The organism is Catenovulum sp. 2E275 (genome assembly GCF_025515275.1).
GTDB lineage: Bacteria > Pseudomonadota > Gammaproteobacteria > Enterobacterales > Alteromonadaceae > Catenovulum.
This window is the reverse complement of record NZ_JAOPFU010000008.1, coordinates 15,444-37,158: the sequence shown is the minus strand read 5'-3', so window position 1 is coordinate 37,158 and position 21,715 is coordinate 15,444. Positions and strand designations below refer to the sequence as shown.

11 protein-coding genes are annotated in these 21,715 nt (G+C 38.8%); 9 read left to right on the top strand and 2 right to left on the bottom strand.

Annotated elements, in window-relative coordinates; genetic code table 11:
- Positions 1 to 29: 29 nt before the first annotated feature.
- From N7931_RS06385 to N7931_RS06370, 4 genes are all read left to right on the top strand, one after another.
- Positions 30 to 3,185 carry a glycoside hydrolase family 2 TIM barrel-domain containing protein gene (locus N7931_RS06385; protein WP_262792752.1) on the top strand — a complete coding sequence of 1,052 codons (3,156 nt, stop codon included), beginning with the start codon at positions 30 to 32 and terminating at the stop codon, positions 3,183 to 3,185.
- 21 nt (positions 3,186 to 3,206) lie between these two features.
- Complete coding sequence (locus tag N7931_RS06380; RefSeq protein WP_262792751.1) at positions 3,207 to 4,145, top strand: family 43 glycosylhydrolase; 939 nt, start codon at positions 3,207 to 3,209, stop codon at positions 4,143 to 4,145.
- 61 nt (positions 4,146 to 4,206) lie between these two features.
- The gene (locus N7931_RS06375; RefSeq protein WP_262792750.1) at positions 4,207 to 6,153 is read left to right on the top strand and encodes a glycoside hydrolase family 97 protein; all 1,947 of its coding nucleotides are present in this window, start codon (positions 4,207 to 4,209) and stop codon (positions 6,151 to 6,153) included.
- Positions 6,154 to 6,545: 392 nt separating this feature from the next.
- A complete protein-coding gene (locus tag N7931_RS06370; protein WP_262792749.1) occupies positions 6,546 to 8,156 on the top strand; it encodes an RNA polymerase sigma factor in 1,611 nt (536 codons plus the stop codon).
- Between the two features lie 83 nt (positions 8,157 to 8,239).
- On the opposite strand, the gene ccoG is transcribed toward N7931_RS06370, so the two are convergent.
- Positions 8,240 to 9,571 (bottom strand): cytochrome c oxidase accessory protein CcoG, encoded by a 1,332-nt coding sequence (ccoG, locus tag N7931_RS06365; protein ID WP_262792841.1) that lies wholly within the window; start codon positions 9,569 to 9,571, stop codon positions 8,240 to 8,242.
- A gap of 152 nt (positions 9,572 to 9,723) precedes the next feature.
- On the opposite strand from ccoG, the gene N7931_RS06360 reads away from it, so the two are divergent.
- Positions 9,724 to 11,133, top strand: coding sequence for a PLP-dependent aminotransferase family protein (locus tag N7931_RS06360; RefSeq protein ID WP_262792748.1), 1,410 nt, complete (start codon positions 9,724 to 9,726; stop codon positions 11,131 to 11,133).
- A gap of 192 nt (positions 11,134 to 11,325) precedes the next feature.
- On the opposite strand, the gene N7931_RS06355 is transcribed toward N7931_RS06360, so the two are convergent.
- Positions 11,326 to 13,413, bottom strand: coding sequence for a TonB-dependent receptor (locus N7931_RS06355; protein WP_262792747.1), 2,088 nt, complete (start codon positions 13,411 to 13,413; stop codon positions 11,326 to 11,328).
- A 288-nt stretch (positions 13,414 to 13,701) separates the two neighbouring features.
- Between N7931_RS06355 and hsdR the strand changes: the two genes are divergently transcribed.
- The 4 genes from hsdR (at position 13,702) to N7931_RS06335 (ending at position 21,514) form a co-directional block, all read left to right on the top strand.
- The gene (gene hsdR, locus N7931_RS06350; protein ID WP_262792746.1) at positions 13,702 to 17,223 is read left to right on the top strand and encodes a type I restriction-modification system endonuclease; all 3,522 of its coding nucleotides are present in this window, start codon (positions 13,702 to 13,704) and stop codon (positions 17,221 to 17,223) included.
- 128 nt (positions 17,224 to 17,351) lie between these two features.
- Positions 17,352 to 18,458 carry a protein adenylyltransferase Fic gene (fic, locus tag N7931_RS06345; RefSeq protein ID WP_262792745.1) on the top strand — a complete coding sequence of 369 codons (1,107 nt, stop codon included), beginning with the start codon at positions 17,352 to 17,354 and terminating at the stop codon, positions 18,456 to 18,458.
- Between the two features lie 15 nt (positions 18,459 to 18,473).
- Positions 18,474 to 20,165 (top strand): type I restriction-modification system subunit M, encoded by a 1,692-nt coding sequence (locus N7931_RS06340; protein ID WP_262792744.1) that lies wholly within the window; start codon positions 18,474 to 18,476, stop codon positions 20,163 to 20,165.
- On the top strand, positions 20,165 to 21,514 hold the full coding sequence (locus N7931_RS06335) for a restriction endonuclease subunit S (RefSeq protein WP_410369337.1): 1,350 nt from the start codon (positions 20,165 to 20,167) through the stop codon (positions 21,512 to 21,514). Before N7931_RS06340 ends, N7931_RS06335 begins: the two co-directional genes overlap by 1 nt.
- Positions 21,515 to 21,715: the final 201 nt, after the last annotated feature.

Sequence of the window (21,715 nt, the reverse complement as noted above, 5' to 3'; positions counted from 1 at the left end):
CTTTTATCTAAAAACCAAAGGGTTCTTTTATGGTTAAAGTCAAATATTTATATTTAGGATATGCATTATTATCTGGCTTAAATACAGCAAACGCTGTTGAATGGCAGGATTTAAGTGTATTTAGTGTTAACACTCAGCCGCCCAAAGCCACATTTATTCCTTATACAAGTCTAGAAAAAGCCTTGGACGATAATTATTTAACAGCGGAAAACTATAAATTACTTAACGGTAACTGGCAATTCAAATGGTTTGCAAATCCAAATCAGGTAACGCCTGATTTCTTCACCGATAATTTTGATTCATCAAATTGGGATAGCATTCCTGTACCATCAAATTGGCAAATGCATGGCTATGATTATCCAATTTATACCAATATTAAATATCCGTTTCCAAGAAACCCACCTTTCGTTCCGCAGGATAATAACCCGACAGGCGCTTATAAAACTCAATTTACAGTGCCAAAAAGTTGGCAAAATAAACAAATTTTAATTCACTTTGGCGCAGTAAAATCAGCTTTTTATGTATGGGTAAACGGTAAAAAAGTTGGCTACAGCGAAGATAGCAAAACAGCAACCGAATTCAATATTACACAATATTTAAAACCAGGCCAGAACTCTCTAGCTCTGCAAGTCATTCGTTTTAGTGATGGTAGTTATTTAGAAGATCAAGATTTCTGGCGATTAAGTGGTATAGAGCGAGATGTATTTTTATACACAACTGAAAATGCCCATATTCGAGACTTTTTTGCCAAAACGACTTTATCGAATGATTATAAAAATGGCCTATTGAATTTAGAAGTAGAACTCAATAATTTAAATTCGAAAAAGGTAAAACGTTTTACCGTTAAATCTAGCCTATATGATAAACATAACCAGCTAATCGCTCAGCAAGAAAATACACATAGCTTAAACAGCCAAGAAAAAACAAAAATACAGCAAGACTTTATTATTAAAAATGTTAAATCTTGGTCTGCTGAGACACCAGAACTTTATACACTTATCATTTCAGCTAAAGCAGATGACCAACCATCACAATTTGTGACTGAACAAATAGGCTTTAGAAAAATAGAGCTAAAAAATGGTCAAGTATTAGTCAACGGTCAACCTATTTTATTTAAAGGTGTTAACCGACATGAACATGATGATAGAGACGGACATGTCGTATCACGCGAAGATATGCTCGCCGATATAAAAATGTTCAAACAATATAATATAAATGCCGTTCGAACAGCACATTACCCAAATGATCCCTATTTGTATCATCTGGCCGATAAATACGGCATCTATGTTATTGACGAAGCTAATATAGAATCCCATGGGTTCGGTTTTGATTCAGATAAAACCCCAGGTAATAATCCTGATTTTAAAGCCATGCATTTAGATAGAGTAAAACGAATGGTTGAGCGTGATAAAAACCATCCCTCCATTATTTACTGGTCTTTAGGCAATGAAGCCGGCGATGGAGAAAACTTTGTAGACGCTTACCAATGGGCTAAAAACCGAGATGATTCTCGTCCGGTTTTATATGACAAAGCTGATATAGATAAAAATCATAGTGACGCGACAACTTGGATGTATGCTTCGTTTGATAAAATCCGCAATGACTTTTTAAGTAAACAAAAAGAACATCCTTTTTTCTGGGTAGAATATTCTCATGCGATGGGGAACAGTAGCGGAAATTTTAAAGAATATTGGGATTTTGTCCGTAGCGAAAAACAATTACAAGGCGGTTTTATTTGGGACTGGATGGATCAAGGGTTAGTCAAAACTACTACTGATGGAATTGAATATTGGGGTTATGGCGGAGATTTTGAGCCAGATGATGTCTACAATGATGGTAATTTTTGTTTAAATGGTTTGGTAAACCCCGACCGAACGCCTCATCCTGCGCTATACGAAGTAAAAACAGTTTATCAAAACTTACACTTTAAGCAGTTAACCTCTACCCAGTATGAAATTTTTAATGAAAACTTTTTTGTTGATACACAAGATTATACTTTTAGCTGGCAACTGTTAGTTAATGGCGTTAAATCAAATTCAGCCGAATTTGATTTAACAGTCGCTCCCCAACAAAGTTTAAAATTTAGTCTTGCAAACCAGTTAATTCCTTTACTGAATCATCTTGATAAAAATGATGAAGTTTTATTAAATCTATATGCCAAAGCTAAACACCAACGTCCTTTAGTCGATCAAGGGCACCTCTTAGCACAAGCTCAATTTACGGTTCAAACAGGTCAGCCTGTTGCGTTTAATACAAACCCTAATGGTGATTTAACCCTTACCGAAACCAAAAATGGCATTCATATAAACAACGAACAATTTAATCTAAGCTTTAACGCTGAAGGTTATCTTGCATCATACCAAATCGCTAACCGCGAATTAATAAAAGAGCCACTTAAACTAAATTTTTGGCGTGCACCAACTGACAATGATTTTGGTAATAAATTACCTGAGCGCGGTCAGAACTGGAAACAAGCTAGCCAAAACCAACAAGTTGATAGCTTAAAAATCATTAATAAAAGCAAAAACTTAATCAAGTTAAAACAAGAAATTATATTAAAAGAAATTGAATCTCGAGCAATTGTTACCTACTTGATAAATAGTCTCGGAGAAATACAGCTTGATATTGAATTTAATCCATCTAATCCGCAAACCTTAAGTGAATTGCCTAGACTCGGTACTAATCTTCAAATGCCGGGGAGTTTTAATAAAACAATATTTTATGGCCGAGGCCCATTTGAAAACTACTGGGACAGAAAAACAGCAGCTTTAATTGGCTTATATAGTGCCAAAGTAGAAGATTTAGGGTTCGCTTATATACGTCCACAAGAAAATGGTAATCGAACTGATACTCGTTGGGTCAGTTTTACTGATGAAAATGGTATCGGATTGAAGTTTATTGGTGAACCTGTAATTTCTTTTAGCGCTCATCATCAACTACTTGATGACTTTGATCCAGGCATTAGCAAGGCACAACGCCATACTATTGATGTGCCAAAACGCGATTTAGTCAATATTTTTATTGATTACAAACAATCTGGTTTAGGTGGCGATACAAGTTGGGGAGCAAAACCGCACCCTCAATATCAACTGCTCCCTAAAAAATATCAATATAGTTTTCAAATAGCGCCTGTATTATCAGACAAATATGCTAATATACTCAGCGCTGCACAAAAAATTAAATAAAAACTAACAAAGGTGAAATTCATGATGAAAAAAATAATTGCAGCCGGCATTTTAAGCAGTGTTTTCGCATCTGCTTCTGGTTTGGCTGAAACTCTGATTTCTGATCGGTTTTGTGCCGACCCTTCTGCACATAAATTTGGTGATACCTTTTATGTTTATGCGACTAATGACCAAGAAAACTCTGGTAAATATTGGGATTCAACTCAATGGCGCTTATTCAGTTCAAAAGATTTAAAAAGCTGGAAAGACGAAGGTTCGTTTTTGCACAATAGTGTATTTAAATGGGCAGCAGAAGATGCTAAAGCTTGGGCTCCCGGTGCTTTTGAAAGAAACGGAAAATATTATTTTTATGCCCCTGTAGGCGGCAATCAAATTGGGGTTGCAGTTAGCGATAATCCAAAAGGCCCGTTTGTTGACCCAATTAATAAACCGTTAGTTGAAAAACCTAGAGACAAAAATGTAGGTGATGAGCCTATTGATCCAGCCATTTTTATTGATAAGGATGGACAAGCCTATATGTATTTTGGCACCCGAGTGCCTAAAGTTGTACCGTTAGGTGAAAACATGGTGAGTTTAGCTGGCGATATTACCGATGTTGTCATCAATGGTTACCCAAAAGATGATCCAAAGAAAAAATACGGCGAAGCGCCCTTTTTACATCAACATGATGGTAAGTATTATTTTACGTTTTCGACTGGATGGCCAGGACAAATTGTTTATGCTACCGGAGACTCTCCATTAGGACCATTTGATTATCAAGGCGTGATTATTGATTACCTAGAGATCAATACAAATCATCATGCAATTGTGCAAGATGGTGATAAAAATTACCTTTTCTACCACGATAAAGTAAAAGAAGGTGGTGGGAATTATCGACGTTCAATTCTAGTTACAGAAATGGAATATGGCGAAAACGGTAAAATTAAACAAATCGATTTAAAAAACCGGAAAATAAATTAACGACCGGAAAGTTTTTATAAACCCTCGACTATCGAGGGTTTCTTTTTTGATGAGGGAAAATATGAAATTTAAATATAATTTATTATCAACCGCCTTGGCGATGTTTTCAGCCAGCGCATTAGCTGATTTACCCGCTCAAATCAGTAGCCCAGACAATCAATTACAAGTGATTGTTGATTTAAAAAACGGTCAACCAGTTTATCAGGTAAGCTACAAAGGCCAAACCTTTCTTGAAGAATCAAAGCTAGGTTTAAAAACATCGCTGGGTGATTTTACTACTCAGCTCAGCTATCAGGATGATAAACAATCAAAAATTCAAAAAAGCTATCAGCTTGATCGCGCCAAAGTCAGTCAGGTTAACTATCAGGCCAACCAATTAGTAACCACCTTTAAAAATAAAAATAACGACGAGCTGGATGTAATTTTTAATTTATCCAATAACGATATTGGTTTTAGTTATGCGCTGCGTTCAGCACAAGGTGCAACCAGAGTTAAGATATTTGAAGAAGCAACCAGTTTTAACCTGCCGGATAAAGCCACTACTTTTATTACCCCACAAGCTTTGCCTATGACAGGCTGGCAACAAACCAAACCGAGTTACGAAGAACCTTACACTTATAATGAAGCGCTTGGTACACCATCTTTAAATGGCGTAGGCTATACTTTCCCGGCATTATTTAAAAATGAAAACAAAGGCTGGGTGCTGATTTCAGAAACCGGTGTCGACAGTAATTATGTAGGCTCAAAATTAAGTGAAAGCACTAAAGACGGCATTTTTAAATTAGAGTTCCCGCAAGCGGGTGAAAACGCTGGCATGGGAGATACTTATGCAGCCATGGCAATGCCAGCCAAAACACCTTGGCGCACCATTACCGTGGGCGATGACTTAGCGCCAATTGTTGAGACCACAGTGAGTTTTGACTTGGTTGACCCTTTATACGAGCCTTCGATTGATTACAAAATGGGACGCGCCACTTGGAGCTGGATTGTCTGGCAAGACAACAGCATCAATTACGACGACCAAATTAAATTTATTGATTTAGCGGCAGAGCTTAATTTTGAGTATGTGCTGATTGATAACTGGTGGGATAAAAACATTGGCCGTGAGCGCATGGAAAAACTGGTGCAATATGCTGCAGCTAAAAACGTCGCCGTTATTTTATGGTACAACTCTAATGGTTGGTGGAACGATGCTCCACAAACCCCACAAGATATTATGAATAATGCCACCGCACGTAAAAATGAAATGGCATGGCTACAAAAAATTGGGGTGAAAGGTTTAAAAGTTGACTTTTTTGCTGGTGACAAACAAGCCACAATGAAGCTGTACGAAGATATTTTATCGGATGCAAATGACTATGGTTTAGGCATCACATTCCACGGCTGTACGCTACCGCGTGGTTGGGAAGTTATGTACCCGAACTTTGTGACCTCTGAAGCCGTATTAGCCTCTGAAAATTTAGTATTTAATCAATCATCGCTTGATCAGCATGCCTTTAACGCAACAATTTTACCGTTTACTCGTAATCCTGTCGCGGCAATGGATTTTGCGCCCGTATTTTTAAATCATAAACTGTCGCAAACTCAGGAAAAAGGCACAATTCGTTCAACAACCGATGCATTTGAACTGGCAACCAGTATCCTGTATCAATCGCCCATTCAGCACTTTGGCTTAACACCAAATAATTTAAATGAGCAGCCTGAATATGTACTCGATTTTATCCGTAAAGTACCAAGTGTATGGGACGAAACTAAATTTATCGCTGGTGAACCGGGTAAATTTGCAGTACTAGCCCGCCGTAAAGGTAATAACTGGTATGTTGCGGCAGTTAATGGTGAGAAAAAAGCCAAAACAATTCAAATTGAATTACCTATGCTGGCCAATCAATCTCTAACTTTATTAGCAGATAATAAAGATAAAACCGCGAAACAACAAAAACTGACAATTCCAGCTAATGGTAAAGTAAAACTCAACTTACTTGCCGAAGGCGGTGCAGTGATTTATTAATCTAAAGTAGAAACTCACCAAGTTAAGCGTAAATAGCCGGCACTTTAGCTGGCTATTTTATTGATAAGCCTAAGCTTACCTTCCCACTGAATTTTTAATTCTTTGAGTCTAATAAATATGGCTCTGATTTTATATCCATTAAGCACTATCGAACTCTAGGTTGCAATCTTCTGTTATATTGAATTGAATGAACCTGATCTGCAGATAAAAAATTGCCACTGTGGACTATTTTTCTGATGAATAAATCGCTATTAAATACATTTTTTCTGCACACTGAGCAGATATAACTGTGATCTAGTAATAAAAACGACATAACAGCTGTAATTGATTAAAAAATTTGTCACCTGTTGTTCAAATTTGGCACTTATTAGTTTGAACCTAGAGGTAAAAATATGAATAATTTAAAAAAACAAAATTTAATCACTGCGACAAATGATACAGAGCTAGTGAGGCTAGCATTAAGCGGAGATCAGAATGCTTTTGCAGATATTGTAGGCAAATACCAGAATTTACTCTGCTCGCTGGCTTATTCATCATTAGGAGACTTAAGATTTAGTGAGGATATAGCTCAGGAAACGTTTATTGAAGCATGGAAAAAGTTAAATACTTTAAAAGAACCTGAAAAGTTAAAAGCTTGGCTTTGCGGCATTTTACGGTTTAAATTGAGCCATTTTCAGCGAAAGGAAAATAAACAACCTCTAAAAGAGGCAAATATGATTGCTGAATATGACATGCCAGAAGCAGTCAATAAAGTAATTGACGATTCAGCCATTTTGGCTCAGGAACAAGCTTTACTTTGGAAATATCTAACCCAAATGGATGTACACTACCGGGAACCATTAATTTTGTTTTATCGAAAGCATCAATCAATTGAGCATGTAGCAGCTGAATTAGATTTATCTGTTGATACAGTAAAGCAAAGGCTTTCTCGTGGCCGTAAAATATTAAAACAGTCAATGAGTACTTTTATTGAAGATGCACTTAATAAAAGTAAACCAGGTGTGGGCTTCACTACTGCTGTTATTACCGCTATTTATGGTATCTCACCACCAGCTAAAGCCGGAGTAGTTGGTACTATTGCTACTAAAGGTAGTTTTCTAATAAAACTAAGTACATTTTTAACTGTTTTAGCTTCCGTCTCTGGCATTATCAGCTCTTTTTTTGGCTTAAAAGCCAGTTTGATTCAGTCAAGAACAGCCAAAGAACGCTTACATAGTATAAGGTTAGTCACTATTTTTTTCTTAATTGCGATAATATATATTGCAGTTATGTACTCATTAAAATATTTAGCTGCTCAAGACAACGAAAATGCTTTCTCATATAACCTAACAGCTCAACTAGTTGTAATGGCATTTATAACCAGTTATCTGTTTTTAGTCAGTCAAATGTTTAATTGGATTAAAACCTTACGTACAACAGAACGTCTAACTAACCCACAGTCATTTACTCGTGAGGTTGATCAACTGAATCACCCACAACGACAATATATAAGTAAACTCTCTCTTTTTGGTGTCCCACTTTTACATTTCCAATTTGGAATGCCTGAGAACAATGATAAACCTGCTTATGGCTGGATTGCAGGTGGAAGTAAAGCGTATGGATTGTTATTTGCTTGGGGTGGAGTTGCAATTGCACCAATTAGCGTTGGTATTGTATCAGTAGGATTAATAAGTGTCGGTGCAATTGGCATTGGGATAATAGGCACGGGGGCTGTAGGAATAGGTTTATTCGGGTTCGGAGCTTCAGCAATTGCTTACCAAGCTTATGGCTCAATTTCAGCATTAGGCTGGGAAAGTGCGTTTAGCGGTGGTTTCTCAATTGCAAAACAAGCAGCAATTGGAACCGTTGCTTATGCTAGCCATATTAATAGTGAGCAAGCAGCAGAAACCATAAATTTGACTTTACTAAGTATAATTTTTCCATGGATTTTAGCTGCTATGTCTGCATTCGTTATTATCCCGGCAATCTTGCATTATCATCAAGTACAACGTCGGATGCAGTAAAAATAAAAAGCACTACACTAATTGAGAGTAGTGCTTTTACAAACACACCAACGCCTATGTACAGCTGAATTCACCATCAAGCTTTACTGCTTTGGGCTATAAAATCGAGTGTAAATGGTATTGATATTTTGTTTAGTTAAGTCAGTAACCTGTAAAACGATTTGTTTTTTACCTAAAGGTTGATTGCTATTGCTAGACACTGAAATAACCTGAGTTTTTGACTGGCCCCCTAAGAGCCTAAATATAGGCTGTTTTTCAAGCACAAACTCTGAATTATCTTGTAATGTAACCTGAAACTCTTTCGCATTCTGAGATTTATTGAGGACTTTAATTGTATAGGTGTTCTCAACTGTTCCAGCATAATTGACCCGATACAATGCATTACGATCTCGCTGTAAATCGACTTCAAAATCACTCCTATTGATAATCCATATAAGTAAGCTTAAAAAAGCCAATAAAGTAACTGACCCATAAGTTAAATGTGGTTTCCAACGGTAAACAGGGTCAGTTAAATTATTATATTTAATTAACCCTCTGGGGTAATTAAATGAGTCCATAACTGAATCGCAAGCGTCTATACATAAACCACAATTGATACATTCATATTGCAAACCATTACGGATATCGATCCCGACAGGACAAACATCAACACAAAGTTTACAGTCAATGCAATCTCCCAGCCCTGATGATTTTATTTGGTTGCGTTTACGTGCCCCTCTACTTTCTCCACGAACTTCATCATAGCTAACTAATTTAGTATGGTTATCAAACAAAACAGATTGAAAACGGGCATACGGGCACATATGTAAACACATCTTCTCTCTTACCCAGCCAGCATTAATATAAGTACACACAGTAAAAAATATAATCCAATTTTGTGTTAAAAAATAATCTTTAAAATTGAATAAATTAAAATAAAGTTCTTCCACAGGGACAAAGTAAGATATAAAGGTGCAAGCTGTTAACCAAGCAATTAATAACCAAATACTATGTTTAAGTACTTTTTTAAAGATTTTATGAATATTTAAACCAGATTTATCTAATACTTTACTCTGCTGGTGGCTGCCTTCTATTCGTCTTTCGATCCAATTAAACATTAACATCCATATAGTTTGCGGACATGTATAACCGCACCAAACTCGACCATATAAACGAGTGATATAAAAAAGCATAAAAGCGGCTAAAATAAACAGAATTCCCACAATCATTAAATCTTGCGGATACAATGTAATCGCAAAAAATCGTATGGTTTGAGCCGCAACATTAATATTTAGCGCTGCTTCAGATTGATACCGCACAAACGGTAACAGTATAAAAAGCACAATCAACCCTATTGCTAATTTTCGTCTGATGGATTGAAAGTATCCAAACTGCTCCCGGAAATAAATCTTATTGGATTTCACAGCAGTAGTCATAATGATTTGATTTGGGTTAGGTAAGCTCATTAACTTCACTTTATAAAATGCAAGTAATTCATTTTATAAAGCGTAATCTGCCATTGATATGGACAAAAAAATAAAAAATAATAGGGACAGATGAAAATATTAAATTTTAGCAGGTTAGTTAAGTGGCACAGTTTTTATATGAATCTTTAGCAGAACAGTTTCGTAAAAATATTGAACGCAAAATTTGGCCCGCTGGACATAAATTACCTTCTATTCGTCAGTTGAGCTTAACTTATCAAGCCTCAAAAATTTCAATACAAACGGCCTTACAAAAACTAGAAGCTGCGGGGTTAGTAACCGCCAAAGTCCGATCTGGTTATTATGTTCTTCAACATACTCATCCTCAACAACCTGAGCATAACTACACAATAACCCAGCCGAAAAAAGTAGCTGTACCAGATATTTTTTATCAAATAATGCAAAAAAGTGCGGCATTTGATATTTACCCAAATGCCAAGACTAATACTAGCACCAATCACATTCTTACTTTAAACCGGCATATAAACCGTGCTTTACGTCACCATGCTGGTAATAACTCCCTGTATTATTCTCCTCCACAGGGTAATTTGGAATTAAGGCAACAAATTAGTCAACATTATTTAAGTCGGAATTTATTTATTCAGCCTGAACAAATTTGCATAACCTCTGGTTGTCAAAATGCTCTGTATTTGGCTTTAAATGCATGTACAAAAGCAGGTGATACTGTAGCTATTGAAAGCCCAGCGTTTTACGGTGTACTTCAAATTTTGCAACAACTAGAATTAAAAGTAATAGAAATACCCTCGTCTGCCACTCAGGGCATTTTGTTAGATAAACTTGAAAGTGTTGCTAAACAATGGCCATTAAAAGCTTTAATTGTGACCCCAAATTTTAATACACCAACAGGCTCTGTTATACCGGAAGCCAATAAAATAAAATTATGTAAACTCGCAAATCAATTTAATTTTAATGTTATTGAAGATGATATTTATGGTGATTTAGGCTTTCATCGAGTCGCTTTACCATTAAAAGCCTATGATCAATTTAATAAGGTGATTTTATGTAGTTCTTTTTCTAAATCTCTTTCCCGAGACTTAAGAATAGGATGGATTATTTCAGGGCAAGGTTTAAACAAAATACTCCATTTGAAAATGCTAACACAACTTTCAAATAGTGAATCCATTCAACAGGGTTTAGCTAGTTTTTTAAAAGAAGGCTACTACCGAAAACATATCCTGCAATACAAGCAGCATCTACTGAATCAAAGAAACCACTTAATTAAATTACTTAATCAAAACTGGGATTTTAGCTTTAAATATACCACCCCTGAAGGCGGTCTTTGCTTATGGTTAGAGCTACCCAGTGGCCATAACAGTATCAAGTTGTATAATCAGGCATTAGAAAAAAATATAACATTAACTCCCGGTGCACTTTTTTCAACCAGTCCAATCTTTAACCATTTTATTCGTTTAAGTTTTGCTCATGAATACCAAGCTGAAAGAATGAATGCGCTTAAACAACTTGGTCAAATCATTAAAAATAAACAAAGTTAAACTTTTGAGTGGGGTTTAGCTGCTGTCAGTCAGGTTAAAGTTTATGCAAAGCATTGCTGCTAAATGTCGTCAATCACATAAATAAACTATAAGTTTTTAAATCCGCAAAGGCTTTTACCTACCTAAACTTGTAACAGCACTGAAAACTAAATAAACGCATTCAATGCTGTTTCCAATAATGACAAATAAACTTTAAAATTTAAATTGAATACCTAAATTAAGCGAACGCCCAGCGCCGTTAATTTGGCTAAAACCCGCTTGAGGATCGGCGTTATATCTGGCGATATTAACCCCGCCCAGTGGCAGTTGATAATATTCATCCAACAGGTTGTTAATCGCCAGTTTCAGGGTTACTGAGTCTAACTCTAATGTGCTGGTTAAATGTAATAAATGATATGCCTGAGTGGCGTTTTCAAGCCTGAGTTCGTCGATCTCTTTTTTAGCGCCAACCCATTGCCAGCTCAGGGTGTTTTTCCACTGGTTTAAGGTTTGAGTCAGGCTAAGTTGAGTTTCAATTGGTTTAATCTGATATAAGTTAGTGCCCGAGTCGCGTTCACCTTGGGTAAGAGCTGCATTAAACTCTGCATTTAAATCGCCTAACATTTGCATTGTGCCAAGCGGCATGACCGCATTAAATTTAGCACCGGACAATGTGGCGTCTGTATTTTCAAACTGCAAAATATGGCGTTTGCCGTTGTCTAACCCAGAGCGGTTAAATTCGCCAATGATGTTAGCGTCAATATAGTCAGATATTTTGCTGTACCAAACATTTGCTTGCCAATGTAAACCTGATTCAGCCATAAAATGATAAGTAGCGCTGATTGTATCGGCAGTTTCCGGTTTTAAATTTAAGTTACCCACATAACCGTTGCCATCGCCGTACCAGCCGATCATACTGCTGGCCATTGCACCCTGCCCCCAACTATAACGCTCGTATAAATTAGGTGCGCGGTTTTTATGTGCTATACCCGCTTCAATTTGTTGGTGAGCATTAATCCGGTAATGCGCGGTTAAATTTAAATCGAGCACATTATCTTTTATTTTGTGCTCTGCCTGATTAAAAGCCTGCGCAGCACTGTGATCAACATTCGCCATGCCCATCATTGGCATGTCACTATATGCCTGTACTTCATCGGCATTGGTTGTAACCTGCTCGGCTCTTATCCCAAGTTGCCACTTTAAATAATCTGTAGCTCGTTGATTATATTCAGCAAAAAGTGCAACACGCTGGCGCTTGGCATTGTTTAAATTAATATAATCATTGGGTCCCATCATCATTGAGCCTTCAATGGCTGGCCACCAGTCATCAATTTTATGGTTAAAATATTCATGTCCAATTAACCAATTTTGGCTTTGGTCTGGTTGCGCAAGCCAACTTAGCCGATAACTAAAATCGCTGCCTTTGGTATTCATTGGCATCATGCCTGTTTTTTCAGCGCTGAAAAAACCCATTTCATGTTCAACCTTATGCCAGTTAACATTGGCATTGAATTCGGCTGAATCAAACTTGGCTTTATATTGCGTTAACATGCCAATACTCTGGTTATGAGTCATATCCATATATTGATTGGCAAACCCCTGAAATGGAATGTACTGATAGTTTAATTTAACCGCAACCGACTGATTATCCTGCTGATATGCAGTAATTAAATGATGATTTTGACCTCGGTATAACGTATCTAACTCTTTTTCGCCCTGCCCGTTTTGATAACTTTTGGCATTTTGATACGCACCCTGATACGCCACACTCCACTGTGCGCTCGACACCTCAGCACCTAAACCGACGATTTGCGCCTGATTAACACTTTGATATTCAGTGGCAAAATAACCGGATTGCCAGCTTAATGCCTGATTATTTGAAAAATTTGGATGAATTGAATTAACTTTGATCACACCGGCAATATTATCTCCAGCCATGCTAACGGGTGTAATCCCGGCAAACACCTCAATATCTTCAACCTGATTGGCCGAAACATAAGACAAAGGCGGGTTCATCTGATTAGCGCAAGCCGCGGTAACATCTGCACCATCGAGCAATACTTTAACCCTGTCGGCCATTAGCCCATTAATCACAGGTAAAGCAGACATGCCACCAGCCGCCGACATATCGACCCCTTTTTTCTGTAACGTATTATTTAATGAATCTAAACTGTGATCAGCTAATGCCGAATGGCCAAGAATATGAATGATTTCAGTTTGATGATCGGCAAAAGCAGAGCTAACAGAAAAAGTGCAAACCGCACCAACAAAAAAAGTGACAGGCTTAAATTTAAAATACAAACGAGAATCCATAAATTTGATTTATGACTGAGAATTGAATAAGACAAATTTTAGTTTCCGTCAATTAAATGTAAATGCGACAAATTGTCGCACCTGATAATATAAACCATGACAAAATGTTGAAAATCCATCTGTTTTCCACAACTTCAATTTCAAATAAGTTGAGAAAAATCATAATAATGCTAATGTATTAACCACTCAAAGCCATGATTGATGCATAGTTATTAAGTTTTATTTTTTACAAATAACATAGCCAAAAACGAATAATAATAAATGGAGTTTTTAAGCATGTCGGCAACTAACCAAACCAGCAATTTCGGATTTCTTGCAGAACATGATCCGTTATTTGCCGAACTAGCGTTATCTGCCGAACGCGCCTTTAAAAGTGACCCAAATACAAGCTTAATAAAACTACGTCAACTTGGTGAAGCGCTTGCCCAGCACCTTGCGGCCGCAGCAGGAATTAGCTTTGATAAGCAAACTTCACAAGCCGATTTACTATATAAAATTCAGCGTGAATTAAAATTAGAGCCTGTTGTAAAAGAGCTATTTCATATACTGCGTATTGAGGGCAACAAAGCCACTCATCAATTTAAAACCCAACATAAAGAAGCTATAAACGGTTTGGTGGTTGCGCGAAAATTAGCCATTTGGTTTCATCAAACTTTCGGAAAAGCCGGTTCAAAATTTAAACCTGGGCCATTTGTACCACTGGCCGATCCAAGCGAACAATTGCAAAACCTACAAACCGAAATTGCTAAATTAAAACAAGACTTACAACAAGCCAGCCTTGATCTAAATTCAAGCCAACAACTGAACGAATTAATCGCTCAAGAAAAAGACGAATATGAAGCCCTAGCGCAAGCAATGGATGACGAATCCCGTGCACTCGCTCAACAAGCCGCGGCGCATGAACAGGCATTAGTACAGCAACAACAAGATTACGAAAGCAAAATAAAAGCCCTGCAAGCGCAACTGGCGACACAAGACGACAAAGCGCAAACCGTACAACGCCAACAACTTAGTCAAAATACTCAAGCGGCAACTCAACATATCGTATTAGACGAAGCGTTAACACGCATTTTAATAGATAACCAACTTATTGAAGCAGGCTGGCAAGCCGATAGTGAAGCGTTAACTTACCAAAATGGTTGTCGCCCAGAAAAAGGCAAAAATCTAGCCATCGCCGAGTGGCCTACCGAATTTAAAGGCAAAAAAGGCCGAGCAGATTATGTATTGTTTGCCGGTTTAACCCCAATTGGCATAGTTGAAGCAAAAAAAGAAAATACCAATGTTGCGGGCAAAATTTCACAAGCTGAACGCTACAGCAAAGGATTTAGCTTAACAGCGGCAATGCAAAGTGCATGGGAACTAGCAGGTATGACAATCGCTTGGCCAGACGAAGAAGATAGCCACTATAAAATCCCTTTTGTTTACTCCTGCAATGGTCGGCCGCATGTACCACAATTAGCCGAACAATCCGGTACTTGGTTTAGAGATGTGCGCGAAGCCGCTAACCTTAAACAAGATTTGCCCAAGTTTCACACTCCAGCAGGCTTGCTTGATAGGCTTAAACGCAGTAAAACCGCCGCAGAGCAAAAACTAAAAACCGAACCGTTTGGTTATTTAAAAGTGCGCGATTATCAACAAAAAGCCATTGTCGCCGTTGAAAACGCGTTAGCTAATAATGTGCGCCATGCTTTATTAGCCATGGCAACAGGGACAGGTAAAACCCGTACTATTATTGGCTTAATGTATCGTTTTTTAAAAGCCGAGCGATTTAAACGCATTTTATTTTTGGTTGATCGCACCGCACTCGGCCAACAAGCGATTGACTCGTTTAACGAAGCGCCATTAGAACAAAACCGTACGTTATCAAAAATATATAACGTAGCCGAATTGGGTGATATGCAGGCCGAAGCCGAAACTCGAGTACAAGTTGCAACTGTACAAGCTATGGTGAAACGAATATTTATGAGCGATAACCCACCGCCGCTTGATCAATTTGATTGTATTATTATCGACGAAGCCCACCGTGGCTATACGCTCGACCAAGAAATGACAGAAGGCGAATTAGCTACACGCGATACCAGCCAATATTTATCCAGCTATCGCCGCGTATTAGAATATTTTGACGCAGTTAAAATAGCGCTAACCGCCACGCCAGCTAAACACACCAGTGACATTTTTGGCAAACCGGTTTACACCTACTCGTACCGTGAAGCGGTAGCTGACGACTGGTTAATTGATCACGAACCACCCATTCGTTACCAAACTCTGCTCACCCAAAATGGTATTAATTTTACTAAAGGTGAAACGGTTAACGCCATAAATACCCAAACTGGTGAAGTTGCCAGTGCCGAGCTGGAAGACGAACTGAGTTTTGAGGTTGACGCCTTTAACCGCAAAGTAATTAACGAAAACTTTAACCGCGTAATTTGTGAACAACTGGTACAAGAGCTAGACCCATTTGGCGACGAAAAGACCATGATATTCTGCGCCACAGATTTACACGCAGACATGGTTAAACGTTTATTAGATCAAGCTTTTAAAAACCTATATAACGGTGAATATAACCAAGCGGCCGTGGCAAAAATTACCGGCCAAAGTGATAAAGTAGAACAACTGATCCGCCAATATAAAAACGAACGCTACCCAAATATCGCCATTACCGTTGATTTGCTTACCACAGGTATAGACGTACCAAAAATTTGTAATTTGGTATTTATGCGCCGAGTAAAATCGCGCATTTTATACGAGCAAATGATCGGCCGCGCCACCCGCCGCTGCGATGAAATTGGTAAAACCGTATTTCGTATTTACGATCCAGTGGACATTTACGCAGCATTGGCCGATGTTAATACCATGAAGCCACTGGTGAAAAACCCAAATATTACGCTAGAACAATTAGTTGATGAAATCACGACCCCAGAAAAACTAGAACGCGCACTTAATGCGCCGGGTGACACTTCTGAGCAAAGCCAAGCAGATGCCGTTTTGAGCCAACTTAGCCAAAAAGTGATGCGGGTACTGCGTAAAGCTGATAAAAAATCAGAAAACAAACCACAATTAAAACAAAAATTGGAAGAACTTCACGATTTATGGGGTGTTGAACCTAAAAACCTACATACTCATTTACATCAGTTAGGGCCAAAACAAGCGGCGGTATTTATTAACCAGCATACCGGTTTATTAAATCAATTAGCTGAAGTAAATAGCTTATTAGGTAGCGAGCGCCAACCTATTATTTCTGAGCATTACGATAAACTTGTTGACCGAGATCAAACTTACGGAATTAGTGAAAAACCAGCGGATTACCTCGACAGTTTCAATCAATTTATTAAAGAAAACCTTAACCAAAGTGCCGCCTTATCAGTCGTTGTAAACAAACCGCGCGATCTCACCCGCGAACAACTAAAAGAAATAAAACTATTATTGGATGGCGCAGGCTATTCCGAGGCCAAATTACAAAGTGCCGTGCGCAACCAAACCAACCAAGATATTGCCGCCAGCATTGTTGGCCATATTCGTCGCGCCGCATTTGGCGAGCCGTTAATTCCGTTTGAAACCCGTGTTGCTGGAGCCATGCAGCGAATTTACCAAAGCCACAACTGGTTACCCGCACAACGCAAATGGTTAGAACGCTTAGCCAAACAACTGGTGCACGAAGTGATCATCGACCGAGATTTTGTTAATAACCGCTTTGGCGAACAAGGCGGTGCAAAACAACTTGATAAAGTATTGGGTAATCAACTTGATATTGTTTTAGACGAACTGAGCGATGCTATTTGGCCACCAAAAAGTGCTTAAAGAAATGTATAAATAAATTTAAAAACTATATATGTCGAAATTTTTGAAAAATATCGACATATTTTGTGTTCATGTCGATGGAATCGACATATACTCACATCATGTCGAAAAAATAGAAAAATATAAACATGAGTTGGCAACCACACCTAGCATTTAATAACATCCCATTATTACCGCCCCCTACAGAATCAATTGAGTCGATTAAGGTGCTTAAAGCCTGTATTTCTGCACGCGCAGCCTTAGCCGAGCTGAAACAAGCGGGCGAGCTTTTGCCAAATCAAGGACTGTTAATCAACTTACTACCCTTGTTAGAGGCGAAAGACAGCACCGAAATAGAAAACATAGTAACCACGTCTGACAGGTTATTTCAGTTTGCCCAAGAAGAGTCATTGGCGGATGCTGCAACAAAAGAAGCATTACGCTATCGAACGGCGCTATATAACGGATTTATTGAACTAGCACGTATGCCTTTATGTACTAATACCGCAGTTAAAGTGTGTAGCACGATTAAAGGTGTGAACATGGACATACGCAAAATACCCGGCACAACTTTAACCAACCAAGCCACTGGTGAAATTATTTACACACCTCCACAAGGTGAAAAACATTTGCGTGATTTATTAGCCAACTGGGAACAATTTTTACATAACGAACAAGACGGAATAGACCCATTAATTAAAATGGCGGTTAGCCATTACCAATTTGAAGCAATACATCCATTTACCGATGGCAATGGCCGTACAGGGCGGGTGTTAAACATGCTTTATTTAATCGAGCAAAACTTATTAACCCTGCCAATTTTATATTTGAGCCGTTATATATTACAAAATAGAGCTGACTATTATCGCTTATTAACCGCGGTAACCTGTGAGCAAAACTGGCAAGAATGGATTATCTATATACTTACGGCGGTAGAACAAACCGCAATATGGACAACCAACAAAATTGCAGTTGTAAGAAATTTAATTGAGCATACCTCTAATTATATTCGTGAATCACTCCCCAAAATATACAGTTATGAATTGGTGCAAATTATTTTTGAGCAACCCTACTGTCGTATCCATAATTTGGTCGATAACGGTGTCGCCAAACGCCAAACAGCCTCAGTTTATTTAAAACAACTGGCCGACATAGGTGTGCTGACCGAAACACAGTCGGGCAAAGAAAAACTCTTTGTTCACCCAAAATTAATTCAACTGATGACAACCGACAATAACCAATTTAGCACTTACTAAAATTAACGAGACCCCATGACCAATAACGACATAGTACAAAAACTCTGGAACCTGTGTGACGTGCTGCGCGACGACGGCATTAACTACAGCGATTATGTTACTGAATTAGTTTTACTGTTATTTATAAAAATGGTGCACGAAAACACCGAAGCCGGCACCTTAAAAAAACATCCATTGCCAGAGGGTTGCCGCTGGACAGATATTAACGAACAATCGGGCATTAATTTATTAAACGACTACAAACGTATTTTATTAAGCCTTTCAACCGGTAAAGATGCCGACGGTAACCTAGTGCACGAAGACCCACTGATAAGCGCGATTTATGCCGACGCTCAAACCCGTTTGCGCGAACCACGCCATTTAGAACAAATGATAAAAACCCTAGACCAAATTGACTGGTTTAGCGCGCAAAAAGACGGCTTGGGTGATTTATACGAAGGTTTATTAGAAAAAAACGCCTCAGAAACTAAAAGTGGCGCTGGCCAATACTTTACCCCTCGTGCATTAATTAACAGCATGGTGCGCTGTATAAAACCGCAAATTGGCGAAGTAATCCAAGACCCTGCCGCAGGCACGGCCGGCTTTTTAGTGGCTGCCGACCAATATATGCGCGATCAAACTGACGATTATTGTGATTTAGATTTAAAACAAACTGAGTTTCAAAAAAACAAAGCCTTTGTGGGCATTGAGTTAGTGCCCAATACCCGCCGTTTAGCCTTAATGAACTGTTTATTGCATGGCATGGAAGGCGACGATGAAGGCGTAGTGCATTTAGGCAATGCGCTGGGTGATGCCGGTAAAAACTTAAAAGCGGCCGACATTATTTTAGCTAACCCACCGTTTGGTACCAGTAAAGGCGGTGAAGCCAGCAATACGCGTGATGATTTAACTTATAAAACCAGTAATAAACAATTGGCGTTTTTACAACATATTTACCGCAATTTAAAACCCGGTGGCCGCGCCGCTGTGGTATTGCCCGACAACGTATTATTTGAAGCTGGCGTTGGCACAGAGGTGCGCCGCGATTTAATGCACAAATGTAACTTGCACACTATTTTGCGTTTACCCACAGGTATTTTTTACGCGCAAGGGGTAAAAACCAACGTATTGTTTTTTACCAAAGGCAGCGCAACCGACAAACACCAACAAGAAAACTGTACACAAAATGTTTGGGTATACGACTTACGGACTAACATGCCAAGTTTTGGTAAACGCACCCCGTTTGGCGATTCAAATATCGGTTTTACCGCTGAATGTTTTGGTAAAGATCCACACTTGGGCGCTTTTGAAAAAGTGTTTGCCCCTGTAGGTTGGGATTTATCCCGACAAGAAAAAATCGCCGAAATCCTCGCCGCTCGCACAGAAGGCGAATATAGTTTCAACGTGCAGGACGCAATAGTGTCGCCAGAGGCAGAGATGCCGGAAGCGACCGGTGCTGAACAAATTGCCGTTGATAAAGACGCAGCCGCAGAAAATAAAAATATTGACGACAAGTTATTGCATAGCCGCTGGCGTTGTTTTAGCCGTGAATGGATTAGCGAAAGCAAAGGCGACTCGTTGGATATTTCATGGTTAAAAGATAAAGACAGTGTTGATGCCGCCGATTTACCTGAGCCAGACGTATTAGCGCGTGAAGCGAAAGACGAACTCACCGCTGCGCTAAGTGAATTAGATGAGTTATTGGCAGCGTTAGGAGATACAAATTGATAGCAATACCTGCATCATGGAAACAAACTGAGCTAGGGGAGATATTGCTTTCTATAGTTGGGGGCGGTACTCCAAGTAAATCGAACCCAAGTTATTACCAAGGCAATATTCCTTGGATGAGTGTTAAGGATATGAACAAAAATATACTTAACGACACAGTGGATCATATTTCAGAAGAGGCTGTAGAGAATAGCAGCACAAATGTGATTCCACCGGGAACACCTATTATTGCTACCAGAATGAGCTTGGGTAAGATTGTTGTTGCCAATTTTGATACTGCGATTAATCAGGATTTGAAAGCTCTGTTTCCAGCAACAGGAGTCGAACGTAATTATTTGATTTATTGGTATAGGTCCATTTCGAGTAAAATTGAAGAGCTAGGAACGGGTACCACTGTTAAAGGTATTCGTTTAGAGGTTCTTAAATCGTTGGAATTTCCAATGGTTCCCCTAGCCGAACAAAAAGTGATTGCCGATAAACTCGACAAGCTGATAGCGCAGGTGGAAACCACCAAAGCCCGCCTTGACCGCATTCCACAAATCCTAAAAACCTTCCGCCAATCCGTCCTCTCCGCCGCTGTAAGTGGTAAGTTAACGGAAGAGTGGCGAGGAGAAAGTTTAACTATTGCGGATATTGCAGACTTTCAAAATGGGTATGCCTTTAAGAGTGATTGGTTCGAAACTAATGGTGAGTATCAAGTTATAAAGCTAGGGAATATCCGAGATGGATATTTAGCAATTGAAAATGCTGCTGCCTACTTGAAACGAGACATAGCAGAAGATTATATTCGCTTTACTCCAAACCGTGGCGATACTCTTATAAGTATGACGGGAACGAGATTCAAACAGGACTATGGCTTTGGCTGTTTAGTTGGGGATGAAACAAATTTACTAGTAAACCAAAGGGTTGGGCGATTAATCCCTGATAGGTCTGTTGTGCTTCCGGAGTTTCTGAACGTGTTTGTGCGATCAGAGCTTTTCAGGGGGCAATTTTTTAAAGGAGAAACTGGTGGGGTTAATCAGGGCAACGTAGGTTCTAAACACATTATGAGTATAAATGTTGAACTTCCTACGCTTGAAGAACAAACCCAAATCGTCCGCCGTGTCGAGGAACTATTCGCCTTCGCCGATAATATCGAGCAAAAAGCTAATGCGGCATTAGAGCGGGTAAATAAGCTAACCCAATCTATTTTAGCCAAAGCTTTTCGCGGTGAGCTGACCGCCGAGTGGCGCGCACAAAACCCTGAGTTAATTAGCGGCGACAACAGCGCCGAGGCATTACTGACGAAAATTAAAGCAGAACGTGAGGCAATGAAACCGAGCAAAAAAACAAGCAAGAAAAAGACATAACGGCTCTAAAAAGGGAAAGTTAAACAGCGAAAAACCTCGATGCACTCACCGAGGTTATAACGCTGTTTGGGTACACCAAATAACCAAGGCAAGTAACGGTGAACAAACTGATTAACCAATTCGCTCAATTAGAAAAAAGCACATTTTGGGCATAAGTTAACTTATAAATTTTGACTTTTATTCTCTGAATTGTGAGATGAA